Raw genomic sequence first — 19852 nt, forward strand, 5'->3', positions numbered from 1 at the left:
CAGATAAAATTCCGCTCTTTGAATGAAAAGATCCTTCAAGTGACGATGTCGCTTTCAGGATGACGTGGGCCGGAGCCTTTTGTCTATTTACATCTCGTCATCCAGAATGCGGCAAAGCCGCATGAAGGATTGTAAGTCTAAAAGTGGTTATATTAGGAACTAAGAGGGTTGCCCTTTGCAAAAACAAAGGGCGTGAGCGACCGTTGAAGGATTGGTTTAACCAACCGCGAAGATCATGGTACTCTAGCCCAGCTCTCGAAACGTTTGAATAGTTGCTTGGGTCTGATTACACACCCGCTTACAATCCTAAACAATTTTTATTTCGAGGCTATGATGCCATTGTACAATAATTTTGTAGGTGTTGATATTGGGAAGTTTAGTTTCGTAGTAGCAGTTCATGGGCAGAAACCAATAAAAGAATATGATAATGATGCATCAGGGATTAAATTCTTCCTAAAAGACTACCAGCGCTATTTATCAAAAGGTTTATGTGTATTGGAGACCACGGGTGGTTATGAAATGCGCTTAGTTCTCACGCTGTGTGAATTAGATTATTCTGTTCACCGAGCCAATACAAGAAAAGTAAAACATTTCATTCGCTCATTTGGCAATGTAGCAAAAACAGATAAACTAGACAGTAAGGCATTTGCCCTTTATGGCTATGAGCGAGGGGAGCGTCTTGAGTGCTTTACTCCACAATCAAAGCAAGCTCTGGCACTTTATGAGTTGGTTCAACGACGCCAAGATTTAAAGCGTCTTCTTGTTGCCGAAAAAATCGCTTAAAAGCACCTAGGGTTAACCTTGTGCAAGAAAGTTGCCTGGTAATGATAGAAACCATTACGCAACAAATCCAAGTGATTACAGAGCAAATAAATCCTTTAATCGAACAAGACCCCTAGTTAAAAGCGAAAAAAGAAATCCTTAAAACTATACCCGGAATAGGCGATATCACAGCCAATGAGTTATTAGTTTTATTACCTGAATTAGGAACATTAAGTCGACGTCAAATCGCTTCTTTGGCTGGGGTCGCTCCCATAGCCAATGAGAGTGGAACTTACAAAGGATACCGAGCAACTGGACATGGACGGTCTGCCATTAAGCCCATCCTGTTTATGGCCGCTATGGCCGCCAGAAACTCGAACTCAAGCCTTAAAACTTTTTATCATCGCCTCGTTAATTCAGGAAAAAAGAAAATGGTCGCTATCACCGCTTTAATGCGTAAGATTATTGTTATTGCCAATGCAAGATTAAAACCTTTAGTTACTGGGGGCTTGATCAACTTGCTTAAAAAGATATTTTTTAGACCTATAATTTCTCGCTTCACGTATCATGGGTGTGATTAAAATAGCTCAAGCCTGTTGCTACTAGTACAGAAGAAACTTTGTTAAGTCCTGAACCACAAAAAACCCTGGAAACTAAGGTTTCTAAAGAATCGGGGAAAGAAGAGGCTTCTACTCTCATGGCAGTTAAAGAAGAAAAAAAATTGAGCTTTTTCTTCGTAACGGCGACAAAAGGTAAGACTTTAGTCAAAATCTCACCTCCAGAGGAAAAGGAAGAATTTTTATTATAGCGGTTTGTCATTTTTACAACTCGGGCCGCAATTTATTATTTCTTATTTTGAAAAGAGGAAACTAATTCAGTTTAATAAAAGCCAGGTAGCCGCTAATTAAGTTTCATCCCCCCTTCCGATTGATTAGCTTTCTCTTTACGTCGCTCCATTTCAACAAAATTAGAAACAGAACCAACGTATTATCTTAATTCTCGAGCATGGGTTAGTAATTCGTTATTACATCTATTATCACCAAAAGGTTATTTAAGCTGTTTGAGCAGAACCTCTTTTTTTGGAGAATTTATAAACACAAATATAACTACTAACTTTGATGGTGTTTGAGTAGTATGCACAGATTTATCCACCTCAGCCCACAATAAAATCTCCTTTGCTTTTACATTGGATTTTAATTCTTTAAAAGCGCCCCTCTTCTGCAAATAAAGATTTAAAGTTGCCCAACAATGAATCGCCCTGTGCTCTTCATAGAAATAGCTCAACTTAAAATCAAAGCGCTGTTATGCGCTGTACCCAGTATTGGGGACTTAAGCTTAAAAATAGTCTATTTTAATGATAGGCAAGATGAATCCATTTGGTGTTTAAGATTAGCTATGCTTTATCCTGCACTCAAGGTGGAATTTTATTCAGGCTTCCTATATTATCGATACTTTTTCATTCGGACATAATCTTTTGTCTAAGTTACAGTCGCTTTTTCTGTTGACTTTATTTTCGCTCTTGCTCTTTCTTCCTGGAATTGCCAAATTACCAGCGATTGATAGAGATGAGGCTCATTTTGCGCAAGCAAGCCGACAGATGCTGCAAACTAACAACTACTTCCAAATTCGTTTTCAGGATAAAACCCGTTTTCAGAAACCACCGGGTATAAATTGGTTACAAGCTGCCAGTGTCCGTTTATTTAGTCATGCTGATGCTACAACCATCTGGCCTTATCGCCTTCCTTCACTATTGGGAGGGTTGTTTTCTGTGTTACTGCTGTATTTCTTTGCACGTCATTTTACGAGTCAGCGTACAGCGTTATTAGCTGCAGGTTTATTCGCCACCTCATTATTATTAATTGTTGAAACACACATGGCAGTCATTGATGCTTCTCTATTATTTTCTGTTTTATTGATGCAAGGCTCTTTGTGGCACTGTTATGAGAAGGGCATTGTGGGTGAGCGCGTGCATTGGGGGTGGGCATTTGCTTTCTGGCTGGCATTGTCGTTTGGAATGGTACTAAAAGGAGTGACACCTTTAGTGGGTTTTTTAACGATTGGTGCACTTTGTCTTTTTGAAAGACGACTGGATTGGCTACAAGAAGTTCGTCTTTATCGTGGAGGTTTATTGTTTTTGCTGCTTACCCTGGCGTGGGTTTATAAGGTTAACGAAGCAGAACACAGCAATTATCTCATGCAAATGTTCTATAAGGATTTACTGCCCAAGTTGCAGGGAGGGCATGAGTCTCATGGAAAACCACCGTTGTTTCATTTGCTAATTTTACCCCTGACGTTTTGGCCTGCCTCTTTATTTTTATGGCACGCAGGTGTCTATGCCAGTCGCTGGCATCGTGAAAAAATAGTTAAATTTCTCCTGGCCTGGTTAATACCTACCTGGCTTTTTTTTGAAGTGATGCCCACCAAGTTACCACAATATGTATTACCCACTTTCCCCGCAATTGCTTTGCTCTGTGCATTAGCTATTGATAGCAATAAACAGGACCGCTTACCCGGGAAGTGGGTGCGCTTTTTACAAATTATGTGGGGAATTTTATCAATAGGTCTTGCCAGCAGTTTTATTATTCTGCCTTATTTACTGATGGGTAAAATTTATGTGGTAAGTAGCCTTCTTTTTTGCGGCATACTTCTTCTGACCGTAATCAGTGTCTATTTTTCATGGCAGGGTGCCTATCGCCAATCGAGTATAGCGGTGTGTATCACAGCTTTAATTACTTACCCTCTTTTATTCGAACAACTGCTTCCTCAGTTAGAGCCAGTATGGTTGACACGTCATATTATAGAATTAATAAAAACAGAGAAAATTACAGATGCCAAACCTTTATTAGTAGCAGGTTTTGAGGAACCAAGTTTAGTATTTAATTTAAATACCAAACGAGTGAAATTTATTGATAGTGCCAATGCCGAACAATTATTGAAAAAAGATACCTCGCGTATGGCACTGGTTAATTCGACCATTTTAGAAGCCTGGAAAAAAGAGGGGCTGCAATTATCCATTAAAGCTCATGCCACAGGATATAATTATACCAAAGGGCGGTGGCTTGAGCTTGTTCTAGTAACGCAACAAAAGGAGAATCACTAATGTCACCATTCGATCGTATATTAAGAGTGATGACCAATCCTGTAGTCATGATAAGTTATGTTGGCTTGATTGTGCTATCTTTCCTGTATTTTGACAAACCCGTTGCTGAGTATTTTTATAATCTCGACGTAAGAAAGCATTTGGCACTGGTTGGTTGGATAACGAAGTTAGGTCTTGGCGTTGTTTATATGCCCACGCTTTTTATCCTGGCTGTTATCTTTCGTTACCTCATAGTCAATCGGGAATGGGCCGCTCGCGCATGGTTTTTATTGATGTGCGTTGCCATACCGAATGTGGTTTGTGGTTTCCTAAAAATACTTTTTGGTCGAGCTCGTCCTAATCTATGGATCCACAATGATGTGTATGGGTTTTATGGTTTGCAATTGCATGCACCATTTTGGTCTTTCCCATCTGGTCATACAACCACCATTATGAGTGTTGTTTTTGGTTTAAGTATCGTATTTCCACGCTACTGCTATGCCTTTATGTTGACTGGAATTACAGTTGCTTTGTCACGTGTATTACTTACCCATCATTATTTAAGCGATATATTGGCTGCAGCTTATTTAAGTTTATTAGAAATTGGAATTTTACTTTGCTTTTTGCGTCGCAAATCGTGGCTGGCACCCGCTTGGGGACATGCAGTATAATAGCAAAATTTGATTGGGGTTGGATAAAAATAATGCAGCAAGATGTTTCAATAGTGATACCGGTTTATAATGAGGTTGATAATGTTGAAGAACTTTATCAAGAAATTGTAGCAGCCCTTCCAGATGAACACTTCCTCTATGAAATTATTTTTGTTGATGATGGCAGTACGGATGGTACCACAGAGTGTTTAAAATCATTGTCAAAGTCCTGCAGTAATTTAAAAGTGATTCACCATAAGAAAAATTTTGGCCAAAGTGCCGGTCTGGTGAGTGGTGCACGAGCTGCGCAATATTCCATGCTGGTCACTTTAGATGGTGATGGTCAAAATGATCCGCACGATATACCTCGTCTTTTTGAACATTTGCATGATTCACGTACGGTGGTTTTTGGTAACCGTAAAAAAAGAGACGACAATACACTCAAAAAATTGTCTTCTCGTATTGGCAACGGTATACGCCAGCGCCTGCTTAATGACAATTGTCCAGATACAGGCTGCAGTTTGAAATTATTCCCTCGAGATGCCTTTTTGGCTTTACCGCACTTTAACCATTTGCATCGGTTTTTGCCTGCGCTTTTTAAAAGAGCGGGATTTAAAATAGTTAATATTCCTGTTAATCATCGTCCACGTTGGCATGGTGTTTCAAAATACGGGGTTATGAATCGTTTATTTGTGGGTATCCATGATTTAATCGGTGTGCGCTGGTTATTAAAGCGGCCTTGCTCACCGGAGGTGTCTAACAATGAACAATGAATATCTTTGGCTTCTCTTGGGTTTAACTGGCCAGGGAATTTTTTCAGCCCGTTTTATAGTTCAATGGCTCGTGAGTGAGAAAGAGAAAAAAAGTATTATCCCGGTAGCGTTTTGGTATTTAAGTTTGCTTGGCGGGTTAACGTTGCTAGTATATTCCATCTACAAACGTGATCCCGTATTTATATTAGGTCAATCGACGGGCGTCTTTATTTATGCGCGTAATTTGTACCTAATACAACGGGAAAGAGCGTCCCGTTTTGCAAAACCCAATCAGGTCAGTGAGAGAGGTATTTCTTAGCCTCTCTGTTTATATAGCAGTTGACTTCTCATTTAATAAACGCTTCCTTGCCTCAATTTTGTCGAAATCCCTACATTGTTTTTGTCTCTAAATCTACAATGTCATCTCCTGCTATCTCTTCTTTATAGTGACCCTGCGCGATATTGCTCATTCGGTGAGTAGAATAAAGTAAATACTTATTTCCAGTTTGTTGCTGCATCGTTTGGCGCTTTTGGAGCATTTCCTCATAGGCCTGCTGCCATTTTTCCTGAAATTGAGGTAAAAAACGCATAATTCTTTGATTTTCTTCCTGAACTTCTATGTCATCCTTACTCTCTGCAATCTCACAGGATTTTTCCAGAATTTTTTCAAGGGTCTTAAATGGATAGGTTTTATTATCTTTCTCTACCACTCCCGGATTTTGGACATTTTGTTTAGACACAATGGCTTTGAGGGCTTCATTGTATAAACTCACCTGCGAATACCTTAAGACCTGTGGTGAAGGGAGGAAAAAACATTCCTTCTCCCCTCTATCGTTGTAATAGGTAAAACTTAAAGTCAATTCCTTTAACTGTTTAGCATTGTCTTTCAATAATTCTTTGGCATACATCATGGCTAAGGTGCCACAGGACATAACATCAGCTTGCGGAATTAATTGTTGTTGCATAGTTCCTTTACGAGAGAGATGTAGGAGATCAGGAGTAAAATAATTACCTTCAGCAGAAGATGAACTAAGCTGTAACTTTCCTTCAAGATTAAAATAGTCGATGGGCCAAAAAGTATAAAGTATAGGCCTTATCGCTTTTCCCGGTAAGCAAATGTAGATTTCAAAATGGGCTTTTCCTGTGAGACGTTGACCTGTAAAAATATACCCAACCGCCTCATCTCCAGTAAGTCCAGCGCAAATTTCTTGTATTTCTTGCTCACTTTCTTCACCAGTTAATCCAATAAAATCTGCATTCATTTCTATGAATTCATTGATTTTTTTGTCAAAAATAGGCTTACAGGAAAGTTCTTCACAAAGTCTATTCAACTCGCCTAATTCTTCGGGAGCTAAACTTGAATTTACTTTTCCTCTTGAAGTTAAGAAGGGGGCTATTTTATTGCGGATTTCTTGATAATATTCTTTAAAAACGCCATCATGCTTATTGATGGCAAAAGGGTCAGTCGTACTTAAAACGTCGGGGCTATGGAAAAATATTTGTAAAAAGCGAGCATATTTCAGTTGCAAAAACCGCTGCTTTTGTTGTTCAAAATTTTCTTGACGGTCTTTAATAAGTTTCTCGGAAGTTGGCGTAGTGCCGTTAATAATTAAACGAATGCCGTATTTTTCCTGGTAATGTTGAACTATTTTTTCCAGATCCCGGGCGCTTACCTGATAACCTGGATAAGAATTCTCTTGTTCCAAAAATGTAGATTTACTAATTTTCATCTTAAACCCCTCTTAATTAAGAAACCAACTGCTGACTAATGAAATACATCAGGGCAGATAATTAAGAGACAAAAAAGATGAAACTTTGGGCTTGGTGATTAATAACTTCGCTGAATGAAAGTCAACTAACAATTCTCAATCATAGGATTGACTGAATCGTTCATCTTCTTTGCCTCAGCGACGAACCCGTTTACTCATTAAAACTAAGTGTTATCACCAGTCCTCCAGAATATCCTTATGGAGAAGATAGGTCGCGATATAAAAATCATTAAATACTAGAATGATTGTTAAAATTTTAACAAATGATCATTAAAGAAATATTAAGGATAGATAATTTGGTTCAAAGTTTAACTTATAATTATATTCCTCGAGAGCTATCCAATCGCATCGGTGTATTGCTTATTAAACATCTTCTCGATGGGACTGTTTCCCTTAAGGAAGATCTTACGATAACGAATAATCAATTAAAACTGCTTTTTGGCTTATACGAGAGTCATCAGACACTAACACCGCAGTTATTGGAAACCTTATTGGATTGTAGAGTAACTGCCGACAATGTAATGCTGGACGCAGAGACATTACGCGCTTTGCACCAGAATAGCTTATTTCCTCCAGCTGGGGAAACGGTTACAGAGGGAAGGCAATTTCGAGCCTTTGGTTTTTAGCTATTATTCATGCTAAAAACAACTAGCTCTTTGGAGGGAATATAGCCAAAGGCTTGCCCCCCAATAACCCGTTTTGTTTCCGGATTTACAAGCAGTTTTATCTCCGTTAATAAAGAGGAATGAGCAAAAAGGTTAATCCAGTAAGGCAATTGGGGAGTTGTCCAAACAATAAGCGATCTGCCTTTGGGTAAATACTCTTTTGTAGGTTGAATCAGCCATAGATTTTTTGTGGGGAGTGTTGTAGCAATATTTCCTAAAAGCCAATAAGAATCAGAAACAATGTAATCCCGCTTGCTAGAGTCAGCTTTAATGAACTCTAATATTTGCTGTAATGACACTTGCTTGCGTTTTGTGTGGTCTGAATGACTGTTGTAAATTAAAATAAGAAAATAAAGGACTTGCGTCGCTGCGCATAAGACAAAAAATGAAATTACCTTAGTTTTTAAAGCTGGACTGTATTTAAGTTGACTAAAGTAGAGGACAGGACATAAAAATAATATCGGAATTAGCCAGCGTGTTTCAAATTCACTAAATCTGCCCAGTATAACAATTGTGGCAAGAATAGGTAGACATAGTAAATGATAACGATACAGCAGCAAATCGCTCTTTTGTTTAAATTGACTTCCATGAAAAAAAATGGCTGCAACGAAAAGAGGCGCTGTGAAAAGTAAGCTTGTTTTGAATAATTGAACAAGCCCGTATAAGTAAGTCACTCCAGAAGGATTTAGTTTATAAGCACTGGCAAAGCCCAAATCAGAATACTTTAAAAGCCAATAGGCATAAGGGCTGGTAATAATCATTGTCATTATTAAGGATACCAGCATAAAGGGATGCATTAACCGCTTGCGGTAGGCTTGAATGGTTAGAGAACTGATAAAAAAAATTATAAAAAATAATAAATAGTTAAATTTTGCCAGCAAACCTATGCCAATAATCCCTCCAAAACCACCATACCAAAAAAATTCGGAACAATGATTGTAGATATGAAACCAATACCAGGTTAAACAGACTGCAAATAAAACTAATATAGAATGGGTGTTGTCTTTTACTAAATCAAGACCAATAGATGGGATAAGAGCCCAGGACGCAAGGGCGCACCAGGCCAATACATTATTTTGGCAGTGAAGCTGACTTATCAAATAAAAAAGATAAAGGCAGCCAAATAATAAAAGGCATTTTAGGAGCGCCAAGCTGAATAAATTAACCCCAAGCACGTGGAAAAAAAAATATTGTAGCCAGGTATAGAGGGGAGGTTGGTTAGGGTAGCCCGGTAAAAGATTTTGTGCCAGCACCACTTGCTCAGACTCATCAAGCAACAGCACGGAGCCGCGTAATACTAGCCTTATAAACAGAATAAAACTTACGAATAACAACAAGCTAATTGCAGGATGCTCAAGCCAAAAATTATTCTTCTTTGTTTGAATATCCATATCTATTATTTTTAACGCACTAATTATTAAAAAATAATTATCCTAAAAAAATTCACTTTAAGCTATAAGAATAGGCGATGTACTGTTGTAGTTTTTCATCTTTTTTACAAGATGAGAAAATTGAAATCAACTGTTGGTTTTTTTTAACGCTTACTTTAATCTGTAGAAAGGGCATTTCAGGTAAGGTAGCGTGATACTCATAGTTTAACCGCATTTGAAATTCCAAGATGCCTGCAGCGATGAAAAAAAAGACGCCACCTAATATATAAGAAAATAAAGAAATCATTGAGTGATTAGCAAGGAGCAGATCATGGATTTTGAGGAGTGTTTAAAACAATTAATCGCTGAATATACCGATTATGATGAAGAACGTTTTATCTACAAAGATAAAACAACCATTACCTTTGAGACTAAACAAAAGATTGAAGCAAGTCTTATCGCGCTAATTTGCCAGTATCTCTCTCAAGATGGATTAACTGCAGAAGCAATACATCCCTATACTAAAAAATTACAGCTTTTATTTCATCCTGACAAATATCCAGTCAGTTCACCGCAAAATAAATGGCTGCAGAATACATTGAGCGCAGAGGGTATTAAAGATGCGACCTGCTTTAATCTGGTAATATTGTGTGAGAAAAAATTAACGGATCCAGAAGCACCGGAATTTCATTATGGAGAAATATTAACGATGGAAGCGTTAATTGCTCAAATCAAAAAAGACAGGGAAAATGCGAAAACTTACACCCAACGTGCCTTGTTGGACAGCATACTTGCCATGCTAACGTCTGCAGAAGCTTACAATAACCAACTAAATACTATTTCTATAATTTGGGCGCAACGCTTAACGCAGTTAATGCCCTATTTAACCACAGGCTACTGTCTCAGTTTTTTTATAGAGGAACTGGCATTGCTTTACGCCGTGACGTTTACCTTGTCAAAAGGGGGGCGTTGGCTTGAGCAATCTTCCTTTAGCCAAGGCCAGACAATCGGCCGTATTATGCGAGTCTTTGGTGAGACTATTTTCACCGCAGTCACAGCACTGGTTGCTCGTTTGACGGAACTAAATATTTTTATGGTTAGAGGGGCCATTAATTTAGGTATTGATGCAGGTAGTGGTATTTATAAATTATTAACGGCTTCAGCCGTAGAAGGAACGAGCAGCTCGCATTCCACCAATCAAAGCAAAGCTTTAATATTGGCTCCACAAGATTTATTGGGTGGCATACGTTTTAAAACCTTCGAATTAAAAATATTGGCAATGAGCTTCGAACAAAAGGCTAAACAGTTGCAGAGTCAATGGTTTTTAGAGTGGCGTGCTGGTAGTTATAAAAATGTCACCATTAGAAAAACATTGCGAAAACTGCGAGAGATAGATCGCAGCAATCTTTCTGTACCTGAAAAGCTTGAAAAAGCCGCTGAAATTATTACAGCACTTGAAAACAATAAGAAAGTGAATGTCAAAGGAAGCGGAACAGAAAAAACTATCAACATCGCTAAAACACTTCTGGAGCGATTACGTGATTCGAATGGGGAGGAAATACAAAGCCAGCTTGCAATATCGGTTTAACGAGCTGAGGAAATGCGCGGGAGACTATTTCCATTCTTTAATATTTTGTCGATAATGCTGACATTTGATTTTTGAGATAGCAATGATTATTTCTATTTATGGTGCGGGCTATGTAGGTTTGGTGTCTGCCGTTTGTATTGCCAAACTTGGTCATGAAGTTATTTGTGCAGACATTGATGGGCAAAAGATTGCTTTACTTTTAAAGGGGCAATGTCCTATTTATGAAAACGAACTTCCGGAGTTGCTACAAGAGCAGCTACAATCAAAGCGTTTGCGTTTTACTGCTGATATCAGTGAGGCTATAGAATCAGCTCAGGTACATATTATTGCTACCGGAACGCCTGGTCATGCGGACGGTAGTGCTGATTTATCCCAAGTATTTGCAGTGGCAAAAAAAGTGGCTCAAGAAGCGAAAGAAAATGGAATATTAGTGACTAAATCAACAGTTCCAGTGGGAACAGGAGATACTATTCAGAGTCTGGTTAATGAAGAATTAGCAGCTTGTGATAAAAATATCACGATAACAGTAGCCTCCAATCCTGAGTTTCTGCGCGAAGGAACCGCTGTTAATGATTTTTTAAATGCCGATCGCATTGTTATTGGTGGTAAGGAAGACGCTTTAGCAATTTTAAAAATGATCTACCAACCTCTGGTGGATAGAGGTGTTCCTCTTCTAAGTATGAGTCTTTGTTCTGCAGAATTAACCAAATATTCAGCCAATGCCATGCTTGCCTGCAGAATCAGTTTTATGAATCAAATGAGTCAAATTGCTGAAAAATTTGATGCAAACATCGATGACATTCGGGAAGGTATCGGGCTTGATCATCGTATAGGTCCTTATTTTTTACAAGCAGGTATCGGCTATGGTGGCTCCTGTTTTCCTAAAGATGTCCGCGCACTCATGCAGCTTGCCAAATCGCATGATTTCGATACAAGTCTTTTACAAGCCATTGATAGGATCAATGAAGTACAAAAAAAGTGGATTTTTAATCAATTAACGAGCTATTTTGAACATAATCTTAAAGATTTAAACATTGGTATTTGGGGACTGGCCTTTAAACCAGGGACCGACGATCTACGTGAAGCAAGCAGTTTAGTTGCCATAAAGGCTTTATTAGACGCTGGGGTAAAACTTCACATTTATGATCCAGTCGCAATATCTGCGGCACAAAAAATATTGCCTAAGGATAGCGCGATTCATTGGTGCAATTCATCAGAAGCAGTACTTGATAACAATCTGGATGCTTTGGTGATTGTTACTGAATGGCCAGAATTTAAAAAATTCAATCTATCTCTCTTAAAGGAGAAATTACACGATGCTCCTGTTATTGATGGTCGAAACTGTTTTGAACTTGCCAATATGGCTGCTGCAAAATTAACGTATTATTCAGTAGGACGCCCAAAAGTTGGTGGTTTCCCCCTTGTCCAATAGGAGTATAAAAGGATGCAAGTTAAAAAGGCTGTTTTTCCAGTCGCAGGATTAGGCTCTCGTTTTTTACCGGCAACGAAGGCAAATCCTAAAGAAATGTTACCCATAGTGGATAAGCCTCTTATTCAATACGCTGTTGAGGAAGCAGTTCGGGCAGGCATTACTCACATGATTTTTATCACAAGCTCAAGTAAAAGGGCCATTGAAGATCATTTTGACAATCATTTTGAATTGGAAAAACGTCTTGAAGAACAAGGAAAAGAAAATCTGCTGGAGTTGGTTCAAAATGTTTCACCACCAGGTATTCAATTTACCTATGTTAGACAAAATCAACCGTTAGGACTTGGCCATGCTGTGCTTTGTGCTGAACATGTCATTGGTAATGAGCCCTTTGCTGTGTTATTGGCTGATGATTTAATCGATGATTCAAGACTCCCTTGTCTTTCGGCCATGACTGAACATTTTAACAGAGATAATTTATCGGTTTTAGCAGTACAACCGGTTCCCTGGCATGATGTGCCGCAATATGGTGTAGTTCGTGTGGTTGATGCCGGTGAAAATTATTCAACTATACTTGCTATGGTGGAAAAGCCAAAAAGAGAACTTGCGCCGTCTAATCTTGCTGCGGTGGGGCGCTATATTTTTACACCACAAATTTTTGCCTGTTTGAAGAAAACAGTCCCAGATCAGTGTGGCGAAATTCAATTAACGGAAGGTATTAGAAGTTTATTAACTGAACAAAAAGTGCAAGCTTACCAGTTTTTGGGAAAACGTTATGATTGCGGTTCAAAATTAGGATATTTACAAGCTACTGTCGAGTTAGGTTTAAATCATCCTGAAATCGGGCAAGAATTTAAAGCTTATTTACAACTATTAGCCAATGATTAGTACAGTCTTGCACAGGGACAACAATTTTTATGGGATTATTGTGAATAAAGTAAAGCAATTTAAAAACGGATTTTTGTACGGGATGGTTTTGCTGGCACTCGCAAAGACGCAATTTTAGGTTTTCGTGCTATGCAAGGTTAAAATAATGTTAAGAATAAAAACAATCAAAGATAAACTTGAACTTGGTCCAGCATCTCTGGCAAGATGCTGACAGGTTGATATTCCAGCGAGGAACTATGAAAATTCTGGTTGCAGTGAAGCGAGTAATAGACCCCTATGTTAAAATTCGGGTTAAAACGGATAACACTGGGGTGGAAACACAAAATATTAAAATGTCCATGAATCCCTTTGACGAAATTGCAGTTGAAGAAGCTGTTCGTCTAAAGGAAAAAAATGATGCTCATGAAATTATTGCTGTATCGATTGGTCCTGACGCAAGTCAGGAAACGCTGCGGCATGCCCTTGCCTTGGGAGCTGATCGAGCAATTCTCGTTCGTATAGAGAGACATCTTTGCAGCTTGAATGTTGCAAAAATACTGCAAAAAATTGTGGAAAAAGAACAACCCCAATTAGTTTTAATGGGTAAGCAATCTATTGATGGTGATAATAATCAAACTCCTCAAATGCTTGCTGCTTTACTGGACTGGCCTCAGGCAACGTTTGCTTCAAATTTGACAGTCCAGGAAAAAACGATTGAAGTAACGCGTGAAATTGATGGTGGTTTAGAGACATTGGCTATGCCACTACCAGCAGTAGTTAGCACGGATTTACGCTTAAATGAACCTCGGTATGCAAGCTTGCCTAATATTATGAAAGCAAAGCGTAAGACTTTGGATATCATCGAATGTGACGCACTTGGATTGACGTTGAAGGAGCACATTCAAATTATTTCTACAATGCCTCCACCCTCAAGAAGTGGTGGTGTCAAAGTCAGCTCTGTCAGTGAATTAATTAATAAATTAAAATTTGAAGCCAAAGTGCTTTAATAGGGAGACAGAATGAGCACTTTAGTAATCGTTGAACATAACAATGAGTCCATGCATTCAGCAACGCGTAATACTCTTTCTGCGGCAATGGAATTAAAACAGGATGTCATACTTTTAGTTGCGGGATATCAATGTCAAGCTGTCGCTGAAGAAGCTGCTGCTATAGCGGGTGTTCACGCTGTTTGGCTGATTGATAATATTGTCTTTGAGCATCAATTGGCTGAAACCATGGCTGAATTAATTACCTCCATTGCGAATTCATTTACGGCCATTTTGGCACCTGCCTCAACATTTGGTAAAAATCTACTGCCACGTGTCGCAGCCAGATTAGATGTTGCCCAGGTGTCTGATGTTAGTCGGATTATTGATAAAGATACTTTTGAGCATCCCATCTATGCGGGTAATGCTATTGAAACAGTAAAGGTTTTAGATGCTATCAAGATTCTTACTATTCGCACGACGGCTTTTGATGCGATAACTGAGAGTCAATCTTCTTGTTGTATAGAACGAATTGACAAATCTATTCAAGAAAGTAGCACCAGGTTTGTTAAGCACGAATTAAGTCGATCCGAACGTCCTGATTTAGGCAGCGCTAAAATAGTTGTTTCGGGTGGAAGAGGACTGCAAAGCGCTGAAAAGTTTAAATTAATTGAAGAGCTGGCTGATGCATTAGGAGCGGCAGTGGGTGCTTCAAGGGCGGCTGTTGATGCAGGTTTTGTTCCCAATGATTATCAGGTTGGACAAACTGGAAAAATTGTTGCTCCATCACTGTATATTGCGGTTGGAATTTCTGGGGCGGTTCAACATTTGGCTGGCATGAAGGATTCCAAAGTTATCGTGGCTATCAATAAAGATGAAGACGCACCAATCCTGCAAATTGCTACCTATGGATTGGTAGGAGATTTATTCGAGTTGGTGCCTGAATTGATTGAGCAATTGAAAGTTAATTAGTAAGGGCAAGAAAGTTGACGTGTGGGTTAAATTCTGCTCCAGGTGTACTTTTTACCTGGAGCAATGACATTAGCCGGTTTTGTAAGGAAAAATTATGTTTGTAGGTGTGCCAAAAGAAATCAAGCCCCAGGAGAATCGGGTCGGTCTTGTTCCTGGAAGTGTGCGAGAAATTATAAGAGCAGGTAGTAATGTGCTTGTGGAAAAAGGGGCTGGTTTAGGGATTGGGATAAGTGATGAGCACTATGTAACTGCAGGTGCGGAAATAGTGGCAACTGCGGATGAAGTATTTGAGCGTGCGGAGTTAATCGTTAAAGTTAAGGAACCTCAGCCGATAGAATGCAAACGTCTACGTGAAGGACAAACGATATTTACTTATTTGCATTTAGCGCCAGATCCTCAGCAAACACGCTTGCTCAAAGAGTCCGGTGCAACTGCAATTGCTTATGAAACCGTAACGCAAAACGATGGTGGATTACCTTTATTAACCCCCATGTCGCAAGTAGCTGGACGTATGTCAATTCAAGCTGGAGCCCACTGCCTGGAGATGGCGCAAGGGGGGAGTGGTGTTTTATTGGGAGGAGTTCCTGGCGTCGCACCTGCTAATGTAGTGGTAATTGGTGGGGGAGTAGTTGGTAGTAACGCAGTACGTATGGCGATGGGTATGGAAGCACGTGTTATTGTAATTGATAAGTCTCTCCCTCGTTTACGTGAACTTGATTTTCAATTTGGTTCCAAATTACATACCATTTATGCGACAGTAGAATCTCTAGAGCACTATGTAAGGGAAGCGGATTTGGTGATTGGTGCTGTGTTAGTGCCAGGGGCTGCGGCACCAAAGCTGGTTACAAGAGCAATGCTGAAATCGATGAGACCGGGTTCGGTTGTGGTTGATGTTGCAATTGATCAAGGTGGTTGTTTTGAAACAAGTAAACCCACAACCCATCAGCAACCTACTTATGTTGTAGAGAATGTGGTGCATTACTGTGTGGCGAATATGCCAGGCGCTGTTCCAAGAACTTCAACATTTGCCTTAAATAATGCCACGTTACCTTTCATAATGAGTTTGGTAACGAAGGGTGTTAAATTGGCATTGCTTAGTGATGGTCATCTTCTCAATGGATTAAATGTCCATAAAGGAATGATTACCTGCGAAGCAGTAGCCCGTGATCTCGGCTATGAATACATTGAAGCAGCAGAAGCGCTAGCAAGTTAAAGAAACCAATTAAGTGTTTAATTCAAATTTACAGAATGTGACTGATAGTCTGGTAAGGCGCAGCATAGTCAATGTTGTTAAAAAAAGGTTCAATGAACTGATCCTTGATTGCGCTGCACTTTATTGATGTCACAGACTTACATCAATTCATAGGCAATTAAATCCAGAGAATTAAATTTGCTATAAATTATCTATATCATCAAAAATGTATTGGTCTCTTTTTTCTTTTTAATAGAAGCTAAATATAGCTATGTCGCGAGGTAGTTTATATGTCCAGTAAAATTATTCAATTTTACGATTTACACCCAATTAACTACAACCAAATTACTTCTAGTCTTGAAGATAAGTATCATCATTTAGACTGTATAACTCAAAAACAATTATCAGATTTTGATCAAGATCATTACGAGGGCTCTGAGGCAATTGAGATATTGGCTCATTCTATTGGTCTTGAGCAAATTCACCAGGTTCTTGATATAGGATGTGGTGTTGGGGGACATCGCGATATTTAGCTTACCACTATGGTTGTCAAGTTTTTGGGTTAGATATTACTCAATCGCGTATCGAAGCAGCAATTAAGCTTACGGCATTATGTGGCTTAAGTCACTTAGTAAAATTTCAACAGGGTGATGCAACCTGTATGCCTTTTGCAAATCAGCAGTTTGATAGGGTCATTGGGCAAGAGGCCTGGGTACATATCGCTGACAAAAAAGCTCTATTTAGTGAGTGTAAAAGGGTACTAAAACCCTGTGGTAAATTAGGATTTACTGATGTGGTTATTAAAAAAGATTTGACTTCAAAAGAACTACTAAGACTTCATGAAGAAATGGCTTGTTACGGTTTGATTACATCAAATGAATATGAGGATGAAATAAAACAAGGAAATCTTACCCTGACGGGGAAAGAGGATTTATCCAGTAATTGGGCGAATATTTTATCAGATAGATTGAAAATGTATCGCAATTTAAAGGAATATACGATAAAAAAATTTGGGGAAGAGTATTTTTTACAATGGGATAAAGCTTACGCATTTTATGTTGATTTATTTGTGAAAGGAAAGCTAGGTGGTATGCGTTTCATAGCCCAATCCAACTAACTACAATTACCTTCATAACAAACACTGTTTGCAATATAAGATAGCTTGATAAAGCGACGCTAGAGCGTGAATGATCTAATTAGCACGAAGAGCGTATTACTTATTTAAATCTGGCGCTCAGCGTGTAAAACTCATGTCTTAAACATCTGCTGCTACACCAGATTTGCCATCGTTTAGATTTATTCTCCAGTGGCAAGAGCCACATCAAAATAAATTCTCCTGCGTGTCTGCCTCGGTTGATGTTTCTGTATCATCAGATGCAGCTGACTCTGTTCCTGGTACATCCTGCTCGCGGAAATATTCAACAATTGCATTGGGTTGATTGTTTTTAGCCAATAATCCGGTTATGGGATCAATTCTTACAGCAACTATATTCTCAGGTTGAGGCAGCTCTTTCTGAGGCAGGTTGGTCAATGCGACTTTCATGAAATCTATCCACATAGGCAATGCCAAACCGGCAGCATATTCATGTAGCGATTGGGGATTATCGTAACCAATCCAGGTAGTCACTACTAAATCTGAATTAAAACCGGCAAACCAGGCATCAACTTGATCATTTGTTGTTCCGGTTTTACCTGCCAAATCAAAACGATTCAGTACTTTTGCCGCATGAGCCGTTCCATGCTGGACAACATCTTTAAGTGCTGTAGTCATCAAAAAAGCAATGTCGGCAGGAATGACTCTAGGAGCCAAGGTTGCTGGATCAATTTTATCCAGTTTACAATCATCACAAGCTATAGACGGTTTAGCCTGTAACAGAATTTCTCCATTGTTGTCTGTAATATGATCAATTAAATACGGTTCAACACGAAAACCACCGTTTGCAAAAACCGCATAGGCTGCTGTTAGTTCCAGAGGACTTACAGATAAACTTCCCAGAGCCAAAGATAAAGCTTTGGGTAATTTATCTTTACGGAAGCCGAAGCGGGAAATAAAATCAATGGCGTAGTCAAAACCTATATCATCTAAAACGCGGATAGAGACTAAATTACGTGAATGGACTAATGCATCTTTAAGGCGAGTAGGGCCATTAAATTTTAGATTCACATTATGAGGTCGCCATAAATTGGCTTGACTTGGATCATCGACTACGACGGGAGCATCATTAACCAAGGTTGCAAGTGTATAGCCTTTATTTAATGCAGCTGCATAAATAAAAGGTTTAAAACTTGAGCCGGGTTGTCGTTCTGACTGTGTAGCTCGATTAAATTTACTTTTTTGGAAATTAAAACCGCCCACGAGTGCTTCGAGTGCACCATTGTTTGGATTTAAGGCAACTAAAGCTGCTTCTACTTGTGGAATTTGCGATAGACGCCATTTATTATCTTGATTATGCACATAGACAATATCACCTACAGCGATTATTTGCTGTGCTTTAGTTGGTGCTTTGCCCATCCAGCCATGTTTAAGAGCCGGTCTTGCCCACGATAATCCCTCCCAAGTGAGAGTAAAGTTACGTCCATGGCGAGTGGCTGCTATGGCTTCTTTATCGCCAACGGCTAAAATCACAGCAGGTTCAAGACTACCAATTACTGGGTATTGAGCTAGCAGTTTATGTATCGAGTCAGGTGATTTGCTGTCAACGCCGCTTATTCTGGCAACCGGCCCTCTATAACCATGACGGCGATCATAGGCAAGAAGATTTTCAGTCACTACCTTATTGGCTGTAATTTGTAAAGGGCCTTTAATAGTTGTATACACTTTGTAGCCTTTGGTATACGCTTTAGGGCCAAAATGATCAAAAAGTGATTGACGAATCATTTCAGCAACATAAGGCGCACTCACTTCAATGTTGGTGCCATGATATTTAGCAGTGATGGGCTGATTAACAGCTTTCTGGTATTCTTGCTCTGTAATGTATTTTTCCTCTAACAGACGTTCTAACACATGATCACGTCGCTTCTTGGCAGCGAGAGGATTGACAATAGGGTTTTGAGTTGAAGGCGCTTGTGGCAAACCTGCAATCATGGCTAATTCAGCCAAGTCCAATTCATTTAATGGTTTGCCATAGTACACTTCCGCAGCAGCACCTACACCATAAGCCCGATTGCCTAAATAAATTTTGTTAAGGTAAAGTTCAAGTATTTTTTCCTTGCTTAATTCGCGATCAATCTTGATAGCTAATAAAATTTCATTAAATTTACGTAAGAAAGTTTTCTTACGACTTAAAAAGAAATTACGAGCCACTTGCATCGTAATAGTACTACCACCCTGCGATTTAGTGCCAGTTTGAATCATACGAACAGTAGCTCGACCTAATCCCAAAATATCAACGCCTGGGTGTTCAAAAAAACGCTGATCTTCGGTAGCGAGAATCGCATGAATTAAGGTAGGTGGAATTTCTTCGTAGTTAAGTGGTATGCGTCTTTTTTCACCATATTCCTGAATGAGGAGGCCATCTTGAGTATATATGCGCAAAGGAACCTGAAGTTTAACTGTCTTTAAAGAATCTACATTGGGTAGCTGACTTTCAAGGTAGAGATAAAGAACACTTGCACAAACAATTAAGAGGAAAAAAAGGCTAAATAAAGCCCATAAACCTTTACGCCAAAAATATGCCGATTTTCTCATCTGATAGGGTTTATAATTTGTTAATCTGCGAATTATAGCGCTATTTAGTGGCTTTTGGCGACTTCTTCTGTTCGTTTTAGAAC

General features: G+C 39.1%; 19 protein-coding genes and 1 pseudogene. 15 read left to right on the forward strand and 5 right to left on the reverse strand.

The annotated features are described in order from the left end of the window. Positions 1–333: 333 nt before the first annotated feature. Positions 334–1262, forward strand: a pseudogene (locus clem_RS15455) (IS110 family RNA-guided transposase); the annotation flags it as partial. A 119-nt stretch (positions 1263–1381) separates the two neighbouring features. Continuing rightward, positions 1382–1570, forward strand: coding sequence for a hypothetical protein (locus clem_RS04345; RefSeq protein WP_094090496.1), 189 nt, complete (start codon positions 1382–1384; stop codon positions 1568–1570). A gap of 239 nt (positions 1571–1809) precedes the next feature. On the opposite strand, the gene clem_RS04350 is transcribed toward clem_RS04345, so the two are convergent. Then, positions 1810–2046 carry a hypothetical protein gene (locus clem_RS04350; RefSeq protein ID WP_094090497.1) on the reverse strand — a complete coding sequence of 79 codons (237 nt, stop codon included), beginning with the start codon at positions 2044–2046 and terminating at the stop codon, positions 1810–1812. Positions 2047–2236: 190 nt separating this feature from the next. Here clem_RS04350 and clem_RS04355 point away from each other — a divergent pair, with 190 nt between their 5' ends. From clem_RS04355 to clem_RS04370, 4 genes are read left to right on the forward strand one after another with little or no spacing between them, the layout of a single operon-like run. Then, on the forward strand, positions 2237–3862 hold the full coding sequence (locus tag clem_RS04355) for an ArnT family glycosyltransferase (RefSeq protein WP_157698176.1): 1626 nt from the start codon (positions 2237–2239) through the stop codon (positions 3860–3862). Further along, positions 3862–4512 (forward strand): phosphatase PAP2 family protein, encoded by a 651-nt coding sequence (locus tag clem_RS04360; RefSeq protein WP_094090499.1) that lies wholly within the window; start codon positions 3862–3864, stop codon positions 4510–4512. Before clem_RS04355 ends, clem_RS04360 begins: the two co-directional genes overlap by 1 nt. Positions 4513–4544: 32 nt before the next feature. Beyond that, positions 4545–5264, forward strand: coding sequence for a glycosyltransferase family 2 protein (locus clem_RS04365; protein ID WP_094090500.1), 720 nt, complete (start codon positions 4545–4547; stop codon positions 5262–5264). After that, on the forward strand, positions 5254–5562 hold the full coding sequence (locus clem_RS04370; protein ID WP_094090501.1) for a lipid-A-disaccharide synthase N-terminal domain-containing protein: 309 nt from the start codon (positions 5254–5256) through the stop codon (positions 5560–5562). The genes clem_RS04365 and clem_RS04370 overlap by 11 nt, the downstream gene beginning before the upstream one ends. A 70-nt stretch (positions 5563–5632) precedes the next feature. Here the strand turns inward: clem_RS04370 and clem_RS04375 are convergent, their stop codons facing one another. After that, a complete protein-coding gene (locus clem_RS04375) occupies positions 5633–6973 on the reverse strand; it encodes a hypothetical protein (RefSeq protein WP_232505561.1) in 1341 nt (446 codons plus the stop codon). Between the two features lie 335 nt (positions 6974–7308). Between clem_RS04375 and clem_RS04380 the strand changes: the two genes are divergently transcribed. After that, complete coding sequence (locus tag clem_RS04380) at positions 7309–7638, forward strand: hypothetical protein (RefSeq protein WP_094090502.1); 330 nt, start codon at positions 7309–7311, stop codon at positions 7636–7638. Here the strand turns inward: clem_RS04380 and clem_RS04385 are convergent. Next, positions 7635–9068, reverse strand: coding sequence for an ArnT family glycosyltransferase (locus clem_RS04385; RefSeq protein ID WP_094090503.1), 1434 nt, complete (start codon positions 9066–9068; stop codon positions 7635–7637). The two genes, clem_RS04380 and clem_RS04385, sit on opposite strands and share 4 nt — an antisense overlap. Positions 9069–9120: 52 nt before the next feature. Beyond that, positions 9121–9282, reverse strand: a complete 162-nt coding sequence (locus clem_RS04390; RefSeq protein ID WP_157698177.1) for a hypothetical protein — start codon at positions 9280–9282, stop codon at positions 9121–9123. Positions 9283–9378: 96 nt separating this feature from the next. On the opposite strand from clem_RS04390, the gene clem_RS04395 reads away from it, so the two are divergent. The 8 genes from clem_RS04395 to clem_RS04430 all read left to right on the forward strand — a co-directional run bounded on the left by clem_RS04395 (position 9379) and on the right by clem_RS04430 (position 17198). Next, positions 9379–10635 carry a hypothetical protein gene (locus tag clem_RS04395; RefSeq protein WP_094090505.1) on the forward strand — a complete coding sequence of 419 codons (1257 nt, stop codon included), beginning with the start codon at positions 9379–9381 and terminating at the stop codon, positions 10633–10635. An 82-nt stretch (positions 10636–10717) separates the two neighbouring features. Further along, positions 10718–12067, forward strand: a complete 1350-nt coding sequence (locus tag clem_RS04400) for a UDP-glucose dehydrogenase family protein (RefSeq protein ID WP_094090506.1) — start codon at positions 10718–10720, stop codon at positions 12065–12067. Between the two features lie 12 nt (positions 12068–12079). Next, the gene (gene galU, locus clem_RS04405) at positions 12080–12952 is read left to right on the forward strand and encodes a UTP--glucose-1-phosphate uridylyltransferase GalU (protein ID WP_094090507.1); all 873 of its coding nucleotides are present in this window, start codon (positions 12080–12082) and stop codon (positions 12950–12952) included. A gap of 236 nt (positions 12953–13188) precedes the next feature. Next, positions 13189–13938, forward strand: coding sequence for an electron transfer flavoprotein subunit beta/FixA family protein (locus tag clem_RS04410; protein ID WP_094090508.1), 750 nt, complete (start codon positions 13189–13191; stop codon positions 13936–13938). A 12-nt stretch (positions 13939–13950) separates the two neighbouring features. Beyond that, on the forward strand, positions 13951–14889 hold the full coding sequence (locus clem_RS04415; RefSeq protein ID WP_094090509.1) for an electron transfer flavoprotein subunit alpha/FixB family protein: 939 nt from the start codon (positions 13951–13953) through the stop codon (positions 14887–14889). A gap of 94 nt (positions 14890–14983) precedes the next feature. Beyond that, positions 14984–16102, forward strand: a complete 1119-nt coding sequence (gene ald / locus clem_RS04420; RefSeq protein WP_094090510.1) for an alanine dehydrogenase — start codon at positions 14984–14986, stop codon at positions 16100–16102. Positions 16103–16371: 269 nt separating this feature from the next. Continuing rightward, positions 16372–16614: a hypothetical protein gene (locus clem_RS04425; RefSeq protein ID WP_094090511.1), complete on the forward strand. Its 243-nt coding sequence runs from the start codon at positions 16372–16374 to the stop codon at positions 16612–16614. After that, positions 16584–17198, forward strand: coding sequence for a class I SAM-dependent methyltransferase (locus tag clem_RS04430; protein WP_094090512.1), 615 nt, complete (start codon positions 16584–16586; stop codon positions 17196–17198). Before clem_RS04425 ends, clem_RS04430 begins: the two co-directional genes overlap by 31 nt. 204 nt (positions 17199–17402) lie before the next feature. Here the strand turns inward: clem_RS04430 and clem_RS04435 are convergent, their stop codons facing one another. Further along, positions 17403–19769, reverse strand: a complete 2367-nt coding sequence (locus clem_RS04435; RefSeq protein WP_094090513.1) for a penicillin-binding protein 1A — start codon at positions 19767–19769, stop codon at positions 17403–17405. Positions 19770–19852 lie beyond the last annotated feature (83 nt).

It is taken from the genome of Legionella clemsonensis (assembly GCF_002240035.1).
GTDB lineage: Bacteria > Pseudomonadota > Gammaproteobacteria > Legionellales > Legionellaceae > Tatlockia > Tatlockia clemsonensis.